The organism is Ferriphaselus amnicola, assembly GCF_000974685.2.
Lineage (GTDB): Bacteria > Pseudomonadota > Gammaproteobacteria > Burkholderiales > Gallionellaceae > Ferriphaselus > Ferriphaselus amnicola.
On record NZ_AP018738.1, the window covers coordinates 1003139 to 1023191 of the forward strand.

Annotated in this window: 19 protein-coding genes; 10 read left to right on the top strand and 9 right to left on the bottom strand. The window is 58.1% G+C overall.

The features are described from left to right. Position 1 precedes the first annotated feature (1 nt). From modC to cydX, 8 genes are all read left to right on the top strand, one after another. Positions 2–1087 (top strand): molybdenum ABC transporter ATP-binding protein, encoded by a 1086-nt coding sequence (gene modC, locus OYT1_RS04785; protein WP_062627009.1) that lies wholly within the window; start codon positions 2–4, stop codon positions 1085–1087. Then, entirely contained in the window at positions 1084–1917 is an 834-nt protein-coding gene (gene modD / locus OYT1_RS04790) for a ModD protein (RefSeq protein WP_062627010.1), read from the top strand. Before modC ends, modD begins: the two co-directional genes overlap by 4 nt. 81 nt (positions 1918–1998) lie before the next feature. Then, positions 1999–3699 carry an AAA family ATPase gene (locus OYT1_RS04795; protein ID WP_062627011.1) on the top strand — a complete coding sequence of 567 codons (1701 nt, stop codon included), beginning with the start codon at positions 1999–2001 and terminating at the stop codon, positions 3697–3699. Between the two features lie 29 nt (positions 3700–3728). Then, positions 3729–4175, top strand: coding sequence for a GNAT family N-acetyltransferase (locus OYT1_RS04800; RefSeq protein ID WP_232013229.1), 447 nt, complete (start codon positions 3729–3731; stop codon positions 4173–4175). 112 nt (positions 4176–4287) lie between these two features. After that, the gene (gene cydP, locus OYT1_RS04805) at positions 4288–4494 is read left to right on the top strand and encodes a cytochrome oxidase putative small subunit CydP (protein WP_062627013.1); all 207 of its coding nucleotides are present in this window, start codon (positions 4288–4290) and stop codon (positions 4492–4494) included. Continuing rightward, on the top strand, positions 4491–6092 hold the full coding sequence (locus OYT1_RS04810) for a cytochrome ubiquinol oxidase subunit I (protein WP_062627014.1): 1602 nt from the start codon (positions 4491–4493) through the stop codon (positions 6090–6092). Before cydP ends, OYT1_RS04810 begins: the two co-directional genes overlap by 4 nt. A 1-nt stretch (position 6093) precedes the next feature. Then, the gene (gene cydB, locus OYT1_RS04815) at positions 6094–7230 is read left to right on the top strand and encodes a cytochrome d ubiquinol oxidase subunit II (protein ID WP_062627015.1); all 1137 of its coding nucleotides are present in this window, start codon (positions 6094–6096) and stop codon (positions 7228–7230) included. 13 nt (positions 7231–7243) lie between these two features. Beyond that, the gene (gene cydX / locus OYT1_RS04820) at positions 7244–7351 is read left to right on the top strand and encodes a cytochrome bd-I oxidase subunit CydX (protein WP_084612014.1); all 108 of its coding nucleotides are present in this window, start codon (positions 7244–7246) and stop codon (positions 7349–7351) included. Between the two features lie 66 nt (positions 7352–7417). Here the strand turns inward: cydX and OYT1_RS04825 are convergent, their stop codons facing one another. The 5 genes from OYT1_RS04825 to OYT1_RS04845 form a co-directional block, all read right to left on the bottom strand. Beyond that, the gene (locus tag OYT1_RS04825) at positions 7418–8674 is read right to left on the bottom strand and encodes an ATP-binding protein (protein WP_062627016.1); all 1257 of its coding nucleotides are present in this window, start codon (positions 8672–8674) and stop codon (positions 7418–7420) included. Next, positions 8671–9372 carry a response regulator gene (locus tag OYT1_RS04830; protein ID WP_062627017.1) on the bottom strand — a complete coding sequence of 234 codons (702 nt, stop codon included), beginning with the start codon at positions 9370–9372 and terminating at the stop codon, positions 8671–8673. The genes OYT1_RS04825 and OYT1_RS04830 overlap by 4 nt, the downstream gene beginning before the upstream one ends. A 65-nt stretch (positions 9373–9437) precedes the next feature. Continuing rightward, on the bottom strand, positions 9438–10031 hold the full coding sequence (locus OYT1_RS04835) for a Spy/CpxP family protein refolding chaperone (RefSeq protein ID WP_062627018.1): 594 nt from the start codon (positions 10029–10031) through the stop codon (positions 9438–9440). A 198-nt stretch (positions 10032–10229) separates the two neighbouring features. Further along, complete coding sequence (locus OYT1_RS04840; RefSeq protein ID WP_062627019.1) at positions 10230–10667, bottom strand: SRPBCC domain-containing protein; 438 nt, start codon at positions 10665–10667, stop codon at positions 10230–10232. 256 nt (positions 10668–10923) lie between these two features. Further along, the gene (locus OYT1_RS04845) at positions 10924–11646 is read right to left on the bottom strand and encodes a sterol desaturase family protein (protein WP_062627020.1); all 723 of its coding nucleotides are present in this window, start codon (positions 11644–11646) and stop codon (positions 10924–10926) included. 768 nt (positions 11647–12414) lie between these two features. On the opposite strand from OYT1_RS04845, the gene OYT1_RS04850 reads away from it, so the two are divergent. Then, complete coding sequence (locus OYT1_RS04850) at positions 12415–13440, top strand: IS110 family RNA-guided transposase (protein WP_062627780.1); 1026 nt, start codon at positions 12415–12417, stop codon at positions 13438–13440. 524 nt (positions 13441–13964) lie between these two features. Here OYT1_RS04850 and OYT1_RS04855 read toward each other — a convergent pair. The 4 genes from OYT1_RS04855 to OYT1_RS04870 all read right to left on the bottom strand — a co-directional run bounded on the left by OYT1_RS04855 (position 13965) and on the right by OYT1_RS04870 (position 19458). Continuing rightward, entirely contained in the window at positions 13965–14831 is an 867-nt protein-coding gene (locus OYT1_RS04855; protein WP_062627431.1) for an energy transducer TonB, read from the bottom strand. Then, positions 14831–16681, bottom strand: coding sequence for a ribonuclease catalytic domain-containing protein (locus OYT1_RS04860; protein WP_062627430.1), 1851 nt, complete (start codon positions 16679–16681; stop codon positions 14831–14833). Before OYT1_RS04860 ends, OYT1_RS04855 begins: the two co-directional genes overlap by 1 nt. 108 nt (positions 16682–16789) lie before the next feature. Then, on the bottom strand, positions 16790–17104 hold the full coding sequence (locus tag OYT1_RS04865; protein ID WP_062627429.1) for a c-type cytochrome: 315 nt from the start codon (positions 17102–17104) through the stop codon (positions 16790–16792). 131 nt (positions 17105–17235) lie between these two features. Further along, positions 17236–19458, bottom strand: coding sequence for an NADP-dependent isocitrate dehydrogenase (locus OYT1_RS04870; RefSeq protein ID WP_062627428.1), 2223 nt, complete (start codon positions 19456–19458; stop codon positions 17236–17238). Between the two features lie 39 nt (positions 19459–19497). Between OYT1_RS04870 and OYT1_RS04875 the strand changes: the two genes are divergently transcribed. Beyond that, the gene (locus OYT1_RS04875) at positions 19498–20034 is read left to right on the top strand and encodes an rRNA large subunit pseudouridine synthase E (protein ID WP_062627427.1); all 537 of its coding nucleotides are present in this window, start codon (positions 19498–19500) and stop codon (positions 20032–20034) included. Positions 20035–20053 lie beyond the last annotated feature (19 nt).

Here is a 20053-nt window from a genome sequence, read left to right on the forward strand (position 1 = left end):
GATGAACGGTATTCGTGCACGGTTTGTGTTGCACCGCGACGATTTTAAGCTGGAATCGGAATTCACTGCTCCCGCACTAGGCATCACTGCTTTGTTCGGTCCGTCCGGTTCCGGCAAGACCACATTGCTGCGCTGCATCGCAGGGCTCGAACGTGCGCAAGGTTCGTTGAACGTGAATGGTGAAACTTGGCAGGATGAACAGACCTTCGTGCCCGTGCACAAACGCCCGCTGGGCTATGTGTTCCAAGAGGCGAGCCTGTTTCCGCATCTGTCGGTGCGCGCCAATCTGGAGTATGGCTACCGTCGCACTCCTGCCTCTGAGCAAAGAGTGAAGCCGGAGCAAGTCATCGACTGGCTGGGGCTGGCGCATCTGGTTGAGCGCCGTGACCCGGCGCAGCTTTCCGGTGGCGAGCGTCAGCGCGTTGCTATCGGTCGTGCGCTGCTCACCAGTCCGCGTCTGCTGCTGATGGACGAGCCGCTCTCCGCGCTTGACTCCGCCAGCAAGCAGGAGATCTTGCCGTATCTGGAACACCTGCATCGCGAGCTGGAGATCCCCGTGTTCTACGTCAGCCATGCGCTGGATGAGGTCGCTCGGCTAGCCGACCATTTGGTGCTGTTGCAGCAAGGCCGCGTCATCGCCAGCGGTGCGCTGCACGAAACCCTTGCTCGCCTTGATCTGCCTACCGCGCATTTCGACGATGCTGGTGTGGTGATCGAAGCTGAGGTCGCTGCGCATGAAGAGCGCTATCACCTGACCCGCGTCGATATGGTGGGCGGACAGCTTTGGGTAGGTTTACTCGATCAACCCATCGGTAGCTCGGTGCGTGCTCGGGTGTTGGCGCGCGATGTCAGCCTAGCCACCCAGATGCCGCAGGGCTCCAGCATCAGCAACATCCTGCAATCAACCATCCTTGAGCTGAGCGACGAAGGTGCGGACAAGGTCAATGTGTTGCTGGCAGTGGGCGACTCGCAACGCCTACTGTCGCGGATCACCCGCCGCTCTCGTGATCTACTGGGGCTGGAAGTTGGCAGGGTGGTGTACGCGCAAGTGAAGAGCGTGGCGTTGATGCAGGGGGAGAAAAGATGAGTTATCTGGCGTTAAGTGATGAGGAATTGCTGCGCTTGTTGAGCGACGATGTGCCGTGTGGCGATCTCACGACCGAGACTTCGGGGATCGGGCAACAAACCGCACGTCTGGAATTCCGTGCGCGGCAAGACATGGTGGTGTGTGCCATTGAAGAAGCGGCGCGGTTGTTCACACTAAGTGGAGCGACAAGCGATGTGCATGTCTGCTCCGGTCAGTCCGTCAGCCAAAGTACATTGTTGCTTGAAGCGCAGGGCACAGCGCAGAGCCTGCACCGTGTGTGGAAAACAGCGCAGGTTCTGGTGGAGTGGGCGAGTGGCATCAGCACGTCTGCCGCCGCGATTGTGCAAGCAGCCGCGCCCGTTTCGGTAGCCTGCACGCGCAAGAATGTGCCGGGAACTAAGGCGCTTTCAGTGAAGGCCGTGCGCGCGGGTGGCGCCACCATGCATAGGCTGGGTTTGTCGGAATCATTACTTTTGTTTGCCGAACATCGTTTGTTCCTGAATGAGACTCAGACGGCTACCGTCGCGCGCTATAAACGAGCCGAACCGGAAAGGAAGTTGGTCGTTGAGGTCGCCAATGTCTCGGAGGCGATGCTCTGGGCACAGGCAGGAGCCGATGTCCTGCAAGTGGAAAAATTCACTACCGAGGCCGTGGCTGAATGTCGTGCCGCATTGGATCTTGCAAAGCTGCAAACCAAGCTTGCGGCGGCAGGTGGTGTCAACGCGGTCAATGCGGTGGATTATGTGCGCGCAGGCGCAGATTTTCTGGTGACGTCCGCACCATATACGGCACCACCAAGAGACATCCAAGTGAACTTTTTTCTTGCTTAGTCCTTAGGCTCATATCTTGCTCTCCATCTCCAACGAGCATCCAACGTGTCGGGATGCTGATTATCGGGAGGGGAGGGCTAAATGAAATTGCGTATCGAGCGGCCTTATGTCGAGGCCATGATCAAAGCATTTCCGCGACTGGACGATTTGACGGAGCAACTGCGCTTTGGCAATAGTGCCGAGGTTGCATTCAGCCAGTTGGCAGATGAGGAAGTGACTTTCTTGCGTGAGATTTATGGGCGTGGTGACGCAGATCAGCGTGCCCGAGCGGCACAGTTGGGTACTCTGCAACACGCAATGAACGATGAAGGCCCGCGCTTTGAGGGCGATGACCTTGAGCCGCTGGTTCCCGCCATTGCCAATTTTCTGATCAAGGATGCGATTCGAGGTTGGCTGTTCAGCGCCGCTATCACGGGCAAGCCTACTGCGTGGGTAGTGACCCGGATCGACTTCACTCCGCCTTCCAACGATGAAGCAGGTCGCGTCCTGATCGAGCTAAAAGCCAATGCCAAAGGTCGCTTGGCCAGTGTCAATGTGATGTTCCTGCCCCGTGATTTGGGAAATCGAACCGTGGCTGAGATCTTTGCGGCCAAGGGTTACATTAAAGAAACGCCGGAACTGATTCGCAACTATGACGAGGCGGCTAGGCGTTATTTTGATTGGCGCGGGCGCTATGGCGCACAGTTTTCAGGTCATGGCGTCGGCTATTACGCCGAAAATCCCACCGCCACCCACCGCGATACCGATTGGGCGCGCAAAGACATCGTGGTGATGTCCTCTGGCGGGGGAAGCGCACGCTTGGTCAACGATGAGGGCATCCTGACCGACCGAGTATTGGGGCTCGACAGTAACGGCGATATTCTCGGACGCTATTTACGTCGCGCCTCGAAAAGTCTGCGTTTTAAGTCGGATGATGAAGTAGAGAAGCTGCAAGCCGAGATGCCCAAGGGCGTTTTCACTCAGCTGCCCGTGCATTTTTACATGCTCATGTTTCATTTGGAGCTGCATCACTACCTATGGGTGCATGTGAACGATATTGAGCCGTATGCATATCAGCCCGCGTTGAAAAACAAGTTGATCCTGCCGGAAGAGCAGACCGACCTGATCGATATTCTGACCGCCGAGATGGACGTACTGATGGATGACATCATCGCAGGCAAGTCAGGCGGAACGACGGTGTTGTGTGCCGGCCCTGCAGGTGTGGGAAAAACGCTGACAGCGGAAGTGTATGCCGAGATAATCAGACGCCCCTTGTATCGTGTACATTCAGGCCAACTTGGGCTCAATGTCGCGGCGATGGAAGTCGCCCTGAAGGATGTGTTGACCCGTGCGCAGCGTTGGGGGGCGGTGATGTTGATCGATGAGGCGGACGTGTACATTCGCCGCCGGGATGACAACATTGCCACCAATGCTGTCGTCGGTGTCTTCCTGCGCGTGTTGGAATATTTCAACGGCCTGCTGTTCCTTACCACCAATCGTGTTGACGACATCGATGAGGCGATCATTTCACGCTGCATCGCGTTGATAAAGTATCACCAGCCGGATGCGGAGGCGCGGCGACGTATCTGGCGAGTGATGACCGAGCAGTTCGACTTGAAGGTGGATGAACGCCTGCTGTTGCAATTGGCTGACCTTTTCCCCTCGGCTTCGGGGCGTGACATCAAGGGGCTGAGTAAACTGGTATCCAAGTATTGTCATCAAAAAAAGGTACCGCCGAATCTGGAAGCCTTCAAGCGCTGCTCCGTGTTTCGCGGGCTAGAGTTTGAGAAGCAAAAGGTTTAGCGCGAATGGATCGAAAGAGGAGAGTGCCGTTGATTGAACTTGGTTTTGCCCGCGCAGAGGATCTGCCACGACTCGCCGACCTACTCGCTGAGCTGTTCACCCTCGAAAGCGACTTCCAGCCCATGCGCGACAAGCAACTGCGCGGCCTGCGCCTGATCCTCGACAACCCGGCGCTGGGGCAGTTATTCGTGCTGCGCGTCGATGGCGCGGTGGCTGGCATGGCCAACGCCCTCATTACCGTCAGCACGGCGGAAGGCGGACGCGTGGTGTTGCTGGAAGACGTGATTGTCAGTCGCGCCCATCGCGGCGGCGGGCTAGGGCGGCAATTGGTCGAACAGGTGCTGGACTGGGCGCGTCAGCAAGGCTACCGCCGCATCACCTTGTTAGCAGACCAAAATAACCACGCCGCTTGGGTGTTCTACCGCAAGCTGGGTTTCGAGGCTTCGCAGATGGGCGTGTTGCGCAAAGCGTTGTAGTGGATGATGCAGGTATGCGACGATTTGCCGCGCGACAATATGTCGCATTCCCACGGCAAACATTTATCCCTACACTATCTGAAGTTGATCATATGAATGGATCCCCGTCAGTATGAAAATCACTAAACGATTCTCGATCAAACGCACCTTGGCTTGGGAGATTTTCTTTGCCTTGTTGTTCAAGGGCGCACTGCTGTTTCTGTTGTGGTGGACCTTCTTCTCACACGCGCCCAGTAAGGATGTCATCGCCGCAACGGTGGCAGAGCGCATCTCCGGCAGCGCTCATGATTTTTCATTAATTCCAAGGAGCGAGCCATGATTGATCCGGCTGCCGTTGACCTTGCGCGGTTGCAGTTCGCCATCACCGCGCTGTACCACTTCATTTTCGTGCCGCTCACTTTAGGACTGACGTTCCTGCTGGTGATCATGGAAACGGTCTATGTCATGACCGGCAAGCAGATCTACCGCGACATGACCAAGTTCTGGGGCAAGCTGTTCGGCATCAACTTCGCCTTGGGGGTGACGACGGGGCTGACCATGGAATTCCAGTTCGGCACCAACTGGGCGTATTACTCTCATTACGTGGGCGACATCTTCGGTGCGCCGCTGGCGATCGAGGGGCTGCTTGCCTTTTTCCTCGAATCGACCTTCGTTGGCCTGTTCTTCTTTGGATGGGATCGACTGTCAAAAGTCGGGCACTTGACAGTCACTTGCCTAGTGGCGATCGGCTCCAATCTATCGGCGGTATTGATCTTAATCGCTAACGGCTGGATGCAGAACCCAGTCGGTGCGGAGTTCAATCCTGTCACTATGCGCATGGAAATGACCAGCTTCTGGGATTTGGTGTTCAACCCAGCGGCACAGGCCAAGTTCGTGCATACCGTGTCGTCCGGCTACGTGACGGCTTCGGTATTCGTGCTTGGCATCTCGTCCTGGTATCTGCTCAAGGGGCGCGATCTGGAGTTCGCACGCCGTTCTTTCCGTATCGCCGCCGCGTTCGGTCTGGCTTCAGCACTGTCGGTCGTAGTATTGGGCGATGAGTCGGGATATGCCGTGACCGAGCACCAGAAAACTAAGCTCGCTGCGATGGAAGGCATGTGGAAGACCGAAGAGGCACCGGCTGGACTGACGGTGTTCGGTATTCCCGACGAAGCCAATCGCACTAACCATGCCGAGGTGAAGATCCCTTATCTATTGGGGCTCATCGCTACCCGTTCCAACGATACCGTACTGCCCGGTATCGACCAGCTAGAGGTCACCCTCAAGAAGCGTATCGAGAGCGGCATCATCGCCGTAGCCGCGCTCGAACGTATGCGCAAAAACAAGGCCGATGTCGAGGCAGCAGAGCTATTTTCTGCCCACAAGGTCGATATGGGTTACGGTTTGTTGCTGAAGAAATACACCGAGGATGTCACTCAAGCAACGCCAGAGATGCTGATGCAGGCAGTGGGTGATGCGATCCCGCCAGTCGCGCCGCTGTTCTGGAGTTTCCGCATCATGGTGGCCTTGGGGATCGCCTTCATCGCCCTGTTCGCCATCGCCTTCTGGTCGTCCGCGAAGAATTCCTTCGAGAAGAAACCTTGGCTGCTGCGCTGGGCGCTGTGGTTCATCCCCATGCCTTGGATTGCGACACAAGTGGGCTGGATCGTCGCCGAAGTAGGGCGCCAGCCGTGGACGGTGCATGGCGTGCTGCCCACACATCTGTCTGTCTCTAGCGTGACCTCCGGCGAAGTGATGTTGTCACTGGCGGGCTTCTTCACTTTCTACACGCTGCTGTTGGTAGCTGAACTGTACCTGATGTTCAAGTACGCCCGCCTTGGGCCATCCAGCCTCGGCACAGGCGCTTACCACTTCGAGTCGAGCGGCGGCATGACTAAGGGAGCAGTGTCTGCTCCCGTTCCCAAAAAGGAGTATTAGCATGTTCGATTACGAGACACTCAAACTGATCTGGTGGTTGTTGGTTGGCGTGTTGCTGGTGGGCTTTGCCGTAATGGACGGTCACGACATGGGGATGGGCGCTTTGCTGCCCTTCGTCGCCAAGTCCGACAGCGAACGTCGCGTACTCATCAATAGCGTGGCACCGCACTGGGATGGTAATCAAGTCTGGTTCATCACTGCAGGTGGTGCCATCTTTGCAGCATGGCCGCTGGTCTATGCCACCGCATTTTCCGGTTTGTACTTTGCCCTGATGGCCGTGTTGTGGGCGATGTTCTTTCGTCCTGTTGGCTTTGACTTCCGCAGCAAAGTAGCCGATCCGCGCTGGCGAACCGCGTGGGATTGGGGGCTGTTCGTCGGCTCGGCCATCCCTGCGTTGTTGTTTGGCGTGGCTTTCGGCAACGTACTGCTTGGCGTACCGTTCCACTACGATGACACCATGCGTTCGAGCTATACCGGCACGTTCTGGGCATTGCTCAATCCATTCTCCTTACTGGCCGGATTGCTCAGCCTGTCGATGATCGCCTTTCACGGTGCGAACTACCTCATCGTGCGTACCGAAGGGGTGATCCAGCAACGTGCCAGCCGTGCTGCGTTGATCTGTGGCGGACTGATGGTGGTGGTGTTCGCCGTGTGTGGCGTTCTGGTCGCGAACATCTCAGGCTATGTGCTGATCTCCGGCCCCGCAGCAGGCGTGATGCAAAGTCCGCTGGATAAAGTGGTGGAGATGCAGGCAGGAGCCTGGTTCGGTAACTTTGCCAAAATGCCGCTGCTATGGATCATTCCCGCCCTCGGCTTCATCGGGGCGCTGGCGGGCATGTTCTTTGCAGCGAAACTGAAGGGTGTGTTTGCATTCGTTTCCAGTTCGGTAGCGATGTTAGGCGTGATCTTCACCGCTGGGATCGCCATGTTTCCCTTCGTGCTGCCTTCCAGCTCGATGCCCGCGCACAGCTTGACCGCATGGGATTGCGTATCCAGTCAGCGCACACTGGGCATCATGTTCTGGGTGGCGCTGATCATGACTCCCATCGTGATCGCCTATACCGGCTGGGCCTACCGCATCATGCGCGGCAAGATCACCGTTGCGCACATCGAAGCTAACGATCATTCACTTTATTAAGAAAGGGAACATCATGTGGTACTTCGCTTGGGTACTTGGAGTCTCAGCCGCCGTGATGGTGTCGGTGCTTAATGCTATGTGGTACGAGGCGCAGGAGTGCGCAAAAGAAGAGGCACGTTGATAGGTTGTTAAGCAGCGGCCCAGCGTGCTGGTTGCGCTGGGCCGCTGTGTTTTCTGCGGAACCTCTCTAGTGGGGCAAGGGCAAGCTGACTTCGAAACATGCGCCGCCTGTGTCTCGCGGCAGACAGCGCACTATGCCGCCGTGCCGCTCTGCGATCTGGCGTACCAGCGCCAGTCCAAGACCATGACTCCCTTCCTTTTCGCGGCTCCCCGCCGGGCGGTAGAACGGTTCGAAGATGCGTTCGCGCTCTTCGGCTGCGATGCCTTTGCCATTGTCGCAGATGCGGATGACGGCGCGTTGCGCGTTCCGCTCCAATTCCGCTTGCACCGTATCGCCTCCGTGTCGTCGCGCGTTCTCTAGCAGGTTGCGCAGCAGGCGGCGCAACAAGCGCTCGTCACCGTTGAGCGTGAGCGGCACGGCTTCGTAGCTCGCGTCGTTGCGCGCGCATTCTTCCGCCAGCAGGGCAGCGAGGTCGATCTCGTCGGCGTGCAGCGGTTCGCGCGTCGTGTCCAGACGGCTGGCGAGCAGGATCTCTTCGATGAGCTGATCCAGCTCGGCGAGGCTTTGGCGCATCTCGGCTTGCAGTTCCGGCACGGGGTGCTCGGCCTGCATCTCCAGCGCCAGACGGATGCGCGTCAGCGGCGAGCGCAGTTCGTGCGAGGCGTTGGCCAGCAGTTGTTTGTGCGCGCCGAGTAGCGATTCGATGCGCTCGGCGGCGAGGTTGAAACTCTTCGCCAGCGAGCTGACTTCGTCGCAGCCGCGTGTCTCGACGCGGGTGTTGAAGTCGCCCGCGCCCAGTGACTCCACCGCCTGTTTCAATCCCTCCAGCCGTTTGGTCATCCGGCGCGTCATCGGATAGGCGACTAGTGCCACCACCAGTCCGATCAGCGCCAACGTCACGATCAGCGGCAGCGGGGTGTGCGGGCGGTCGTGCTGCGGCTGCGCCAGCAACCAGCGGCCATCCGGTAGATGCATCGCCCAAGCCGAATCGCGGTCGGGGCGGCGCAGCCAGTCGTTATCGCGCGCGTCGGCTGCGGGTGGCGGCAAGGCTTCGCCAGTGTGCGCCAGCAAGCGATGGTCGGCGGCATATAAGGAGATGCGCGGCAGCGAAGGGCGAGCCAGCTTTTCCAGCACGGCCTGCTGCTGCGCATCGGGCGCATCCGGTGTGGGCAGCGCCAGCACGATTACATCGCGCATGGTTTGGAACAGTTGGTTCTGCGGCGAGTTCTCGCCCTGAAAATGGAAGAACGCGCCCGCCGACACTACCAGTAGCGCCAAGCTGCCGATCACGCCGAGATAGATTTGGAAATACAGTTTTTTCATGCGCCGCGCTCCTGTTCGTCCTGACTGCGGGCGAACACATAGCCTGCGCCACGCAAGGTGAGGATGCGGCGCGGATGCTTGGGATCGTCTTCGACGGCCGCGCGTATGCGCGAGATGTGTACGTCGATGGTGCGGTCGAAGGCTTCCAGCGGCTCGCCCTTCACTGCATCCAGCAACTGTTCGCGGCTCATCACTCGGCCCGGTCGTTCGGCCAGCGCGAGTAGCAGGTCGAACTGGTACGAAGTCATCTCGCAGGGCTTGCCATCCACCCGCACCAGCCGCGCGCCACGGTCGATCTCCAGCCTGCCGAAGCGCAGCACATCGCTGTTGCTCGGCGTACCGCGTCGCAAGATGGCCTTGAGTCTAGCCAGCAACTCGCGCGGCTCGAACGGCTTGGGCAGATAATCATCCGCGCCCATCTCCAAGCCGAGAATGCGATCCATCGCCTCGCCACGCGCGGTCAACATCAGCACCGGAATGGAGGAGAACACGCGCAACTGGCGGCACGCATCCAGCCCGTCGCCATCCGGCAACATCAAATCCAGCACCAGCGCGTCGAACGACGCTTGCTTCAACGCGAGCAGGCCGGGCGCGATAGCATGGCGCGCCGCCACGCTGTAACCGGCATTGCCCAGATACTGCTGCAACATGGCGCACAAGCGTTCGTCGTCGTCGATGATGAGGATGCGATGGTTCATGTGAGACTCCAAAAACGATGCCCCGCATCATACCAAGTGGCATGGATGCGGGGCGAACGACGTGTTTAACCGTGATGCATCCAGCCGTGGCGCGACTCCATCTTCTCAGCCAACTTGGCGCGTTGCTCCGGAGTCAGCACCTCGGCGACCTCTTGCATGGTCTGCGTTGCCAGCTTGCTCGCCTCGTCGGTCAGCTTGATCTGCTCAGCACGCAACGCCTCGATAGCTACTTTGTCTAGGCTCGCCGCCGACATCAGTTTGCGCATCTGCACATGATTGTCGCGTAGCTTCTCGGCCAGTGGTGCGCCTTTCTCCAACGAAGCCTTCACGATGCCGGAAGCCTTGGCTTTCTGCGCATCGTTCGCCTTCACCTCATCCAGCAGATGCTGCATGCGCTTGTCCGCGAACTTGCTCGCCAGCTCTACATTCAGCGGCTTGCCGGACATGAACGCTTGCGGTCCGCCATGCCCCATGCCCAGCTCGCAGGCATACGACTTGCCCGCAAAGAAACCTAAGCCGAATACCAGCATGACACCGAGTATCTTGCCGAAACAGCGACCGCGATGCCCGCCATGGCAATGACGCTCATCCCGCTGACTACCGCAGCAGCGGCTCTTGCTTTCGTTATTGGAATCTTGATGGGTGGTTTGTTCGCTCATGTCGTTCTCCTTGATGGTTGACACCGCACCGTGTGTGGCGGCTGGGTGCTACTTTATGAGCCGCGCGTTGCTGCCGTTTGTGGGGAAGGTAAAGATTTGTGTAGGAGCGCGCTCACAAACGAGCTGAGGAGCGAGGTTGTCCCACTGTGGCATAGGAGTCGGTGGGATTCCTGCCAGACGAATCTGGGGCAAACAAGTTTAGGCAGAGGGCACGTTGCCTAGACAAACTTCGGCGCTCAAGCGATCAAGGTTCTGCTCGTTGGCGGGTTCCAGAATGTGGCGCATCGCGTTGGCGAACGAGGCATCGGCAAACACCTGTTCCCAATGCACCAAGGTACCCTCGGCGGAAGGTTCCAGTGTGATGGTGAGGGTGAAGTGGGGCAGACAGGTGTGCTGGATGACGACTTGTCGGTCAGCTTCGATGCTGAGGAAGACAGATTCGTTGGGATACTCCTTGCCGTCCGGGCCGATCATATCGAACAACCACCGGCCACCAGCTCGAAACTCGAACACGTCAAAGCGATTCGAGAATCCGCTCGGTCCCCACCAACGGGCGAGACGGGCAGGGTCTTGCATGGCGGCAAAGACGGCGGAAGGTGTGGCGTGTAGCTTGCGGGTGTTAGTGAAGGTGTTCATGGGTGCGATTCTAGTTTAGAAAGCCTGGGAAAGCTGGGACGGACGACGGTATTCGCAGGCATCACTCCGTAAAAAGTTCGTCAGCCACCGGCTCGGCCGCCTTGCGAGGTCGCCCGGACATGCCCGGCGTGGCACGCCTGCCGATCGCCTTTGCCCCCTGCGCAACCAAACGTTCATTACCTAGTGCGAAATTACCATTGCTTGCGCGCCGGATCTCATCAACCAGCCCAGGCTCCAACTCACTTCGGAAATATTGTCATGACTTCTTATTCACATCCTTATAAGCCAACATGTCGAGTAGGTACTCCTCTTTCTCAGGAGTGAAACCACACGTATGGACCCATTCTTTAGGATTCTCGTAGGTTCCGAATAACATGTCCCACCACACGATGTCGCCGTAATTGTTTTTGTGGCGATCGAATTGATGGTGGATCCGATGCATTTCTGGGCGCTGGAACAGGTAGCCAACCCATTGCGGAGTCTTTACATTGGTGTGATAGAAAAACTCACCAATGGCAGTACAGAACGTATAGATCGCCCCCGCTTCGATTGACAGGCCAAGTAAGGTATATACCAATAGACTACCAAGAATGGAGTTAACAACCATCTCACCAGGATGCTTATAGAAGGAAGTGATAACCTCAAGGCGTTGTGGACTATGGTGGATCTGATGAAAGCCGACCCACAGAAAGTCAACTTCATGACGCCATCTATGCCACCAATAAAACACAAACGTAGCGATAAAGTACGCGATGCAGCCGCCGACAGCAGGTGAAACATAATTCGACAAGTTAAAGACTGCCCAAGAAGAGAACCAAATCTCCCAGGTGTAGCCCGCCAGAATCACCACGCCAAGTTGAACTGCATTGATAAGCAAGACTCTGACTGGCCACGTCTTCACATGGGGCAGCTTCCAACCAGGGATCATTCTTTCTAAGACATAACAACCTACGAATATGGCCAATATGATCTTGAGCATAGATTTTCCTAAAGGGGTAGGGCGGCAAGTAACAGGCTAGGGCTCGGACTCATTAGGTGCCCAACGTTTGAGCTAACCGGACCGTTGCGGCGTGAGGCTAAAGGCCCAGAATGAAATGGCGGGCCTTTGGCCGCACGCCGCAATGGGTCCGGTTGAGCGAATGGTTAGGCCGCATTGCATTGAATTTTTATTGAAGCGTGGTGAAGAGCCCGTGAACCAAGTGTTGCACTTGAATTCGAATTCCGGCCGGTGCTGCAATGTGCGATGGCGCCAAAAGACTGCGCCAAGGCTGAACGAAAGAGCGGCCCACACTACAGCAAGAAGTGCGGCGGAGCAACAAGGGCCGCGCCGACAGACTGATTGCGCGGCGCAGCGCGCCGGCGCGAAGCGCCAACGACGAACTGGCATAGGGCAGCGCCAATGAAGCGGGCGATGCTGGAAACGCACCGGCGTTGAACCTTCTTTGCTTCGATGGTTGACCGAAGCGCCCAAAGTACCTTTCGGGAACCGAAGGTGCCGCCGAAGCGCTTGAGGAGAAAAGCAAAACGGATTGCATTGAAACTGAGGCCTAGGATCTGGCGGGCGTGACAGGTGCAGCAGATGTATTCAAAGCTGAGCTGCGATTTGCGACGGCGTTCAAAGTATGCGGCCTAACGAATGAAAGGGACTTCCCCGTCCCGAAGGAGCGGTGAAGTTACCGCGAACGGCATCAAAAGTGCCAAGATGGAAATGGACGTTTTCATCTAAACCGAACAGGAGGGGAAAGTCATGAGCATTATCACGATTGGGATCGATCTTGCCAAGAATGTTTTTGCAGTTCATGGCGTTAATGAGGCTGGACGAGCCGAGTTGGTCAAGCCGAAGGTGTCGCGAGATCAGTTGTTGCCACTGATTGCCCAGTTGCCGCCATGCGTGATCGGCATGGAAGCCTGCACGGGCGCGCATCACTGGGCGCGGCAGTTCCGGCAGTTTGGTCACACCGTGCGGCTGATTGCGCCGAAGTTCGTCACGCCGTACCGGATGAGCGGGAAGCGCGGCAAGAATGATGCGGCGGATGCTGCCGCCATCTGCGAAGCCGTCACCCGCCCACAGATGCGATTTGTGCCGATCAAGGACGAACACCAGCAAGCCACCCTTACCCTGCACCGCACCCGGCAGGGGTTCGTCGAAGAACGGACCGCGTTGTACAACCGGATACGCGGATTGATTGCCGAGTTCGGCATCATCCTGCCGCAAAAGGTCGAACGCCTGCGGCGAGAGATCGGTGCACATCTGGAAGACCTACCAAGCTGGGCCAACCGCTGTGTGGGCGACATGCTTGAGCACGCCGACCGGCTGGACGAACGCATCCACGAATACGACCGCGCCATGGCCGAATCGGCACGCGCAGACGACCGCTGCCGCCGCCTGATGCAACTGCCGGGCATCGGCCCGACCAGCGCCACTGCACTTGTCGCCAGCATCGGTCACGGCCACGACTTCAAGCATGGCCGCCAGTTGGCGGCTTGGCTCGGTCTGGTTCCCGGCCAATACAGCAGCGGCGGCAAAGCTAGGCTCGGACGCATCACCAAAGCCGGCGACGGCTACCTGCGAAGTTTACTGGTGCTGGGTGCGCGCGCCGTGCTCAACAGCCTCGGAGACAAACAAGATCGCCACAGTCGCTGGGCCAGAGCCCTCGTCGAGCGACGTGGCTACTGGCGCGCCACCATTGCCATCGCCGCCAAGAATGCCCGACTGTGCTGGGCGGTGCTGACCTACGGCGAAGCGTTCCGGCTCACCGCCGATGCAGCCTGAACGGCCAGCAAAAACCGACTATAGCAAAGGGAGGAAACGAATCACGGCAGGACGAACGTCGATGATGTGAGCGGGTTGGACCCGCGCGGGGTGAACCTGATCAATTTACAGGGGAGATACACAAACCCGGCTAACGAATGAGGCCCCCGCGCGCGTCTTTCATCAGGGTCCGAGCAATAGGCTCAACATGACCGGTTGTAGTTTGGCAGTCCTTCACCACCTCGCATCGGCAACGAAAGTCAGCAAACGTGATCAAGAGAACAGTAGAGACAAAAACCTAAAGACCAACCGGTCAGTTGCAATGACGGGGAAGCCCTTGTAGTAATTTAGACGACAAAATAATGAGTCGGCAATGTCGTCTAAATCGGGTGTGTCTGTCAATGAGTTGTTGAAAAATCCCATGTAACCAGCTTGTTACTATAACTTTGGATATAGGCCATCCGATATAGGCGGCCTAAAAAAGCGCGGATGAATGTCCAGGTGGTTTCTCAGGTCTGGGCGGTTTGTCTGCGGACTCCGCTGTGCTAGTTCTTGGTTTCCAGTTTGTCGCTCTGGGTGAAGGTCCAGGTGCGGGTGATGCTGAGGATGTCGGTGTCGCGGCGGATGTCGGGGGGGAAGGCGGCGTAGGGGGCGGCCATGGCGACGATGCGTTTGGCGGCGTCATCCAGCACGGCTTGGCCGGAGGAGCGGCTGACTTCGATGTTTTCCACGCTGCCGTCGCTGCGGATGGAGACAGTGAGTTGCAGGCTGCCGAAGATGCGTTGACGGCGGGCTTGCTCGGGGTAGTTCAAATTGCCGACGCGTTCGACTTTGGCGCGCCAGTCTTCGACGTATTGGGCGAAGCGGAATTCTTGCGTGCGTGCGCCGATGAACTTGCGGCGGGGTAGCTTCTGGTAAGCCTCGAAATCCTTGCTGATTTGCGCTTCTAGGCGGGCGATCTCTAGGCTGCGTTGCATCAGATCCTCGCCGCTGCTATCGCCGACTTGCGACTGTTTGGGGTTATGCCCACGATCAACGGCGGTGCGGCTCTTAAGCTGTGTCATCAGCTTTTTGTTTTCTTGCTCCAGTTGTTGTTGGCGCTGAGTGGCTTGCTCTTCGACGAAGTGTTGATCGTCTGTCAGCGTGGGTAAGGGACTTTTGGCCTGACGGTCAGCGGTGGTGTTGCCGCCGCCATCTAGATTGGCTTGCGCCAAAGCATCGGCCTTGTCGGGGCGAGATTTGGATTGGCTGTTGACTAGGGTGACTTCCAGCGGTTGCAGCGCGTTGAGGGCTTTGCGCGGGTCGGGCAGAACTAGGCCGACGCCGAATAAAGCAAACCCGTGCAATAGCAATGAAAAAGCAATACCGATAGAAATCGGAAGCTTTAGCATTTGCACGAGTTGATAACGCATTACTCGGCGACCTCCACGGTGGCGACGTAACGCGCGTCAAAACTCAGGTCGAGCAGATCGACTGCGGTGATCTCTAGCGTGACGCGGGTGTTGGCAGGTAGTTCCGGTAGGGAGGGCACGCGACCGATCAATGGGATGCCGGCGAAGCGCACCAGATTCTCACGGATGAGTTGCGCTTCGATCTGTTGCACGTTCTCCTGCTGCAGCCAGCGCAAACACCAGTAGCGTTCCATGTCGCGCTGGAAGTCGGCGTAGATGCCGTACATCTGATCGAAGTCGCGCATGGCGGCGAACAGCATCGTGTCGTTGCGCACGTAAGCGGGCTCTTCGCCGCGCAGCAGGGCGATGAGTTGGCGCTGGTTGAGCAAGTCCACATAGCGGCGCAGCGGCGAACTCGACCAAGCGTATTGAGCCACGCCCAAGCCTTGGTGCGGCGCGGGCACGCTGCTCATCTTGACCTTGCCGTTGTTCTGGGTGCGGTAGATGGCGGTGTAGTTGTTGTCGGCCAGCTCTTTGCCCCATTCGCTGTTGACGAAGATCATCAGCTCGGACACCACCTTGTCGATGGGCGAGCCCCGCCGACGGGTGCCGATGATGACGCGGTCATCCACGATGTCGAAGGTGTAATCGACTTGCTGGTTGCTGTTGTCGGCCGACTTGCCACGTCGCGCTTCCAGTTTCTGCGCCAGTTGCCAGAGCAGGGTGAGTTCGGGCGCGTAGGCGTAATCCAGTCGGCCAGCGGCCAGCGATTCCTCGTTGAACAGCGGCTCAAGCGTGTCGTGGCGCAGGTTGGCGGCGATGTGCAGGCGTTCGAGGCGGCTCTCGGTCGCGGTGACTTCCAGCGTGTCGGCTTGCACGGTGAGGTACATCGACAACGCGGGGCAGACCCGGTCAGCGTTGAGCGTGAACACTTCGACCACCGAGTCCGGCAGCATGGTGATCTTGCCGCCCGGCATATAGACGGTGGAAAGTCGCGCCATCGCTAATTCGTCGCCGGACGAGCCGCGCGGCATGCCCAGCGCAGGGGCGGCGATATGCACGCCGATGCGCCAGTCGCCAGAATCCAGTTTTTCCAGCGAGAACGCATCGTCGATCTCGGTGGTGCTGGCATCGTCGATGCTGAAGGCGGTGACGGTGGCCAGCGGCAGCTCGTCCCAGCTGGCGAGTTCCACTGGCGGGAAACCCGTACCCTTGGGGAAATGTTCGGTGAGAAAGCGTTGCAGGTGGTAATCCTGCGTGGACGGAATCGCGCCGCAGCGGTGCAGCAGATGGGCGGCGGACAGTCCGGTAGCGGCGCATGCGGCTTCCAGTGCCTTGACCTCGATGGTGTTGCGATCCGGTTTGTACAACAAAAGTTGCAGCTTGCCCGCTAGTTCTTCTGGCAACTCGAAGCGGCTTAATGCTTCGGTGTAGCGCGCTTGCTGTTCAGCTAACAGCCGCTTCTTCTCGGCTCCCGCCAGCGCGGCTTTCAGCGCTTCCGGCGGCGCGGCCTTGTAGCGGCCTTTACCTTTCTTGTAAAAGTACATCGGCGCCGAATGCAGGCGGATCAGCGCACCAGCCGCTTCCAGCGGATTCGGCGCGTGGCCGAAATACTCGGTCGCCAGTTCCTCGAAACCGAACTCGTCCGGCGGGCAGCATTCCCACAGAAAGTCGGTGTCGATGTCGGCGGCGGTGGCCTCGGCTTGCGGCATGAACTCGTCCAAGGCCGGGGTAGGGAAGCGCAACATCACGCTGGTCGCCTTGATCTTGCTGCGTTTGCCAGAGATGCTCTCGACTTGTAGCGAGGTGGTGTTGTCGGCGAAGAGCGTGCCTACCTTGAAGCCGCCGTCTTCTTCGTAAAGGATGTTCATGGGGGATGGAGTGAAAACAGTGCGCTGATTATATCAGGTGCGCCGTACTGCAAAGGAAAACGGCGGAACCGGTTGCCCGATTCCGCCGTTAATTTGAGGCGGGGTGGCTTACTTGAGTGCCAAGATCCAGCTCACCATTGCCTTGATGTCAGCATCGCTGACTTTGGCGGCTGTCGGCGGCATCTTGCCGCTGAAGGAGCCGGATCCGCCACTGCGAACCTTGGCTTCCAGCTTGGCTTGTGCATCAGCCTTGCCAGCGTATTTGGCGGCTACTTCCTTGAATGCAGGGCCCATCACCTTTTTGTCCACGCTGTGGCACATCGTGCAGCCAGATTTCTTTGCCAGAGCTTCGCCGTCTTCTGCCTGAGCAACGCCAGCCATCATCAAACTTGCAACCATACCTGTCAGAATCAGTTTGTTCATTTCCATCTCCTTACGTTGTGTAACAAAAACCATGCGTCCGATGCGACTAATCTTCTCAGTCGCTACTTCATCACATTTTGCTAAAAATTGCATTATCTAAATGCACAGGATCAACCTCAAAATAGTTGAGCTTAAATGGCCTCCAACGCTGCATTGAATGTGGCACTCGGGCGCATGGCTTGTGAGGTCTTGGTGAAATCGGGGCGATAGTAGCCGCCCATCTCGACCGGTTTGCCCTGCGCTGCGATCAACTCGGCGGTGATTTTGGCTTCGTTCTCGGTCAGCGCTTGAGCCAGCGGTGCGAAACGAGCTTGGATCTCTTTGTCAGCACTCTGCGCGGCCAATGCCTGCGCCCAATACATGGCGAGATAGAAGTGACTACCGCGATTGTCGATCTCGCCGACTTTACGTGCTGGCGACTTGTTGTTGTCGAGGATGCGTGCGTTGGCGGCATCCAGTGTGTCGGCCAGCACTTGCGCGCGGGCATTGCCGAACTTGTGCGCCAGATGTTCCAGCGATACGCCCAGCGCGAGGAACTCGCCCAGCGAGTCCCAGCGCAGGTAGCCTTCTTGCTGGAACTGCTGCACATGCTTGGGTGCAGAGCCGCCCGCGCCAGTCTCGAACAAGCCACCGCCGTTCATCAGCGGTACGATGGACAGCATCTTGGCGCTGGTGCCCAGCTCCAGGATGGGGAACAGGTCGGTGAGGTAGTCGCGCAACACGTTGCCGGTGACGGAGATGGTGTCCAGTCCGGCGCGGATGCGCTCGATGGAGAGCTGGATGGCCGCTTCAGGTGTCATCACGCGGATGTCGAGGCCGCTGGTGTCGTGATCTTTCAGGTATTTCTCGACCTTGGCGATGACCTGAGCGTCGTGTGCACGGTTCGCATCCAACCAGAAGAGGGCGGGCGTGCCGGTCAGGCGCGCACGCTCCACTGCCAGTCGCACCCAATCTTGCACCGGTGCGTCTTTGGTCTGGCAGGAACGGAAGATGTCGCCTTGTTCGACCTTCTGCTCCAGCAACACCTTGCCCGCTGCATCGACTACGCGCACGCTGCCTGCGGCGGCGATCTCGAACGTCTTGTTGTGCGAGCCGTATTCTTCGGCTTGCTGCGCCATCAGGCCGACGTTCGGCACGCTGCCCATGGTCTTGGGATCGAACGCGCCGTGCTTCTTGCAATCGTCGATCACCACCTGATAGATGCGCGCATAACAACGATCCGGGATCATCGCCAGCGTGTCGTGCAGTTTGCCGTCGGTACCCCACATCTTGCCGGAGTCGCGGATCATTGCAGGCATGGAGGCATCCACGATCACGTCGGACGGCACGTGCAGGTTGGTGATGCCCTTGTCGGAATTGACCATCGCCAGCTCGGGGCGGCTCTGATACACGGCCTGAATGTCGGCCTCGATCTCGGCGCGCTGTGCTTCCGGCAGGCTGGCGATCTTGGCGTAAACATCGCCCAGACCATTGTTGACGTTCACGCCCAGCGCCTTGAAGGTGGCCGCGTGCTTGTCGAACACGTCCTTGTAATACACCGTCACCGCATGGCCGAACATTATCGGGTCGGACACCTTCATCATGGTGGCCTTCAGGTGCAGCGACAGCAGCACGCCCTGCGCCTTGGCTTCTGCCATCTGCGTTTCGTAGAAGTCGCGCAGCGCGCGGCGGTTCATCACGCAAGCGTCGATGATCTCGCCTGCTTTGAGGTCGGTCTTTTCCTTTAGTACGGTGACGCTGCCGTCGTCGCCGACGAACTCGATACGCACTGGGCCTGCCTCCGCTACCGTCACCGATTTCTCGCTGCCGTAGAAATCAGCCGCGCTCATGTGCGCCACGTGTGTCTTGGAATCCGCCGCCCATGCACCCATCCGGTGCGGATTCTTGCGTGCGTATTGCTTTACCGAGGCAGCCGCGCGGCGGTCGGAATTGCCTTCGCGCAGCACCGGATTCACCGCACTTCCCAGCACCTTGCCGTAACGCGCTTTGATCTCTTGCTCAGCGGGAGTTTGTGCTGTCTCTGGATAGTCCGGCACTTGGAAACCCTGCGCTTGCAATTCCTTGATCGCGGCCTTCAATTGCGGAGCCGATGCGCTAACATTCGGTAACTTGATGATGTTAGCTTCTGGTTTCAGCGTCAGCTCACCCAGTTCAGTCAGTTGATCTGCGACTTTCTGAGTTGAGGTGAGTTGTTCAGGAAAGTTCGCAAGTATGCGTCCTGCCAAGGAAATGTCGCGCGTCTCAACGGCAACTCCAGCGGCTTTGGTGAATGCTTGCACAATGGGAAGTAAAGAGTACGTTGCCAGTGCCGGTGCTTCGTCGGTCAGGGTATAGATGATTTTTTGGGTCGCCATGTGAGTTCTCGGAGTTGCCTTGCTAAATAAGGAAATGAAATGAGTTGCATCCTGCTGTTCAACAAACCGTATGGCGTGATCTGCCAATTCAGTCGAGACGGACTGCATCCGACGTTGGCCGATTATATCGCCGTTCCCGACGTTTATCCCGCTGGACGTTTGGATACCGATAGTGAAGGGCTGTTGCTGCTCACGGATGACGGTAAGTTGCAACATCGCATCACCGATCCGCAGCATAAACTGCCCAAGACTTATCTCGTACAAGCAGAAGGTGTGCCTGATGAGGCGGCGCTGGAAAAGCTGCGGCGTGGCGTGATGTTGAAAGACGGTTTGACGCTGCCTGCTGAAGCGAAATTGATCGAAGAACCTAGTCAACTTTGGCCGCGAACCCCGCCAGTGCGCTACCGTAAAGAGATCCCGACAAGTTGGCTGGAATTGACTATCCGCGAAGGGCGCAACCGCCAAGTTCGACGAATGACAGCGGCGGTCGGCTTCCCCACCTTGCGCCTGATTCGCTGGCGCATCGGCGATTGGTCGCTGGATGGTTTGCCGATGGGGGAGTGGCGTAAGGTATAATGCGCGCCTTCCAGATTAG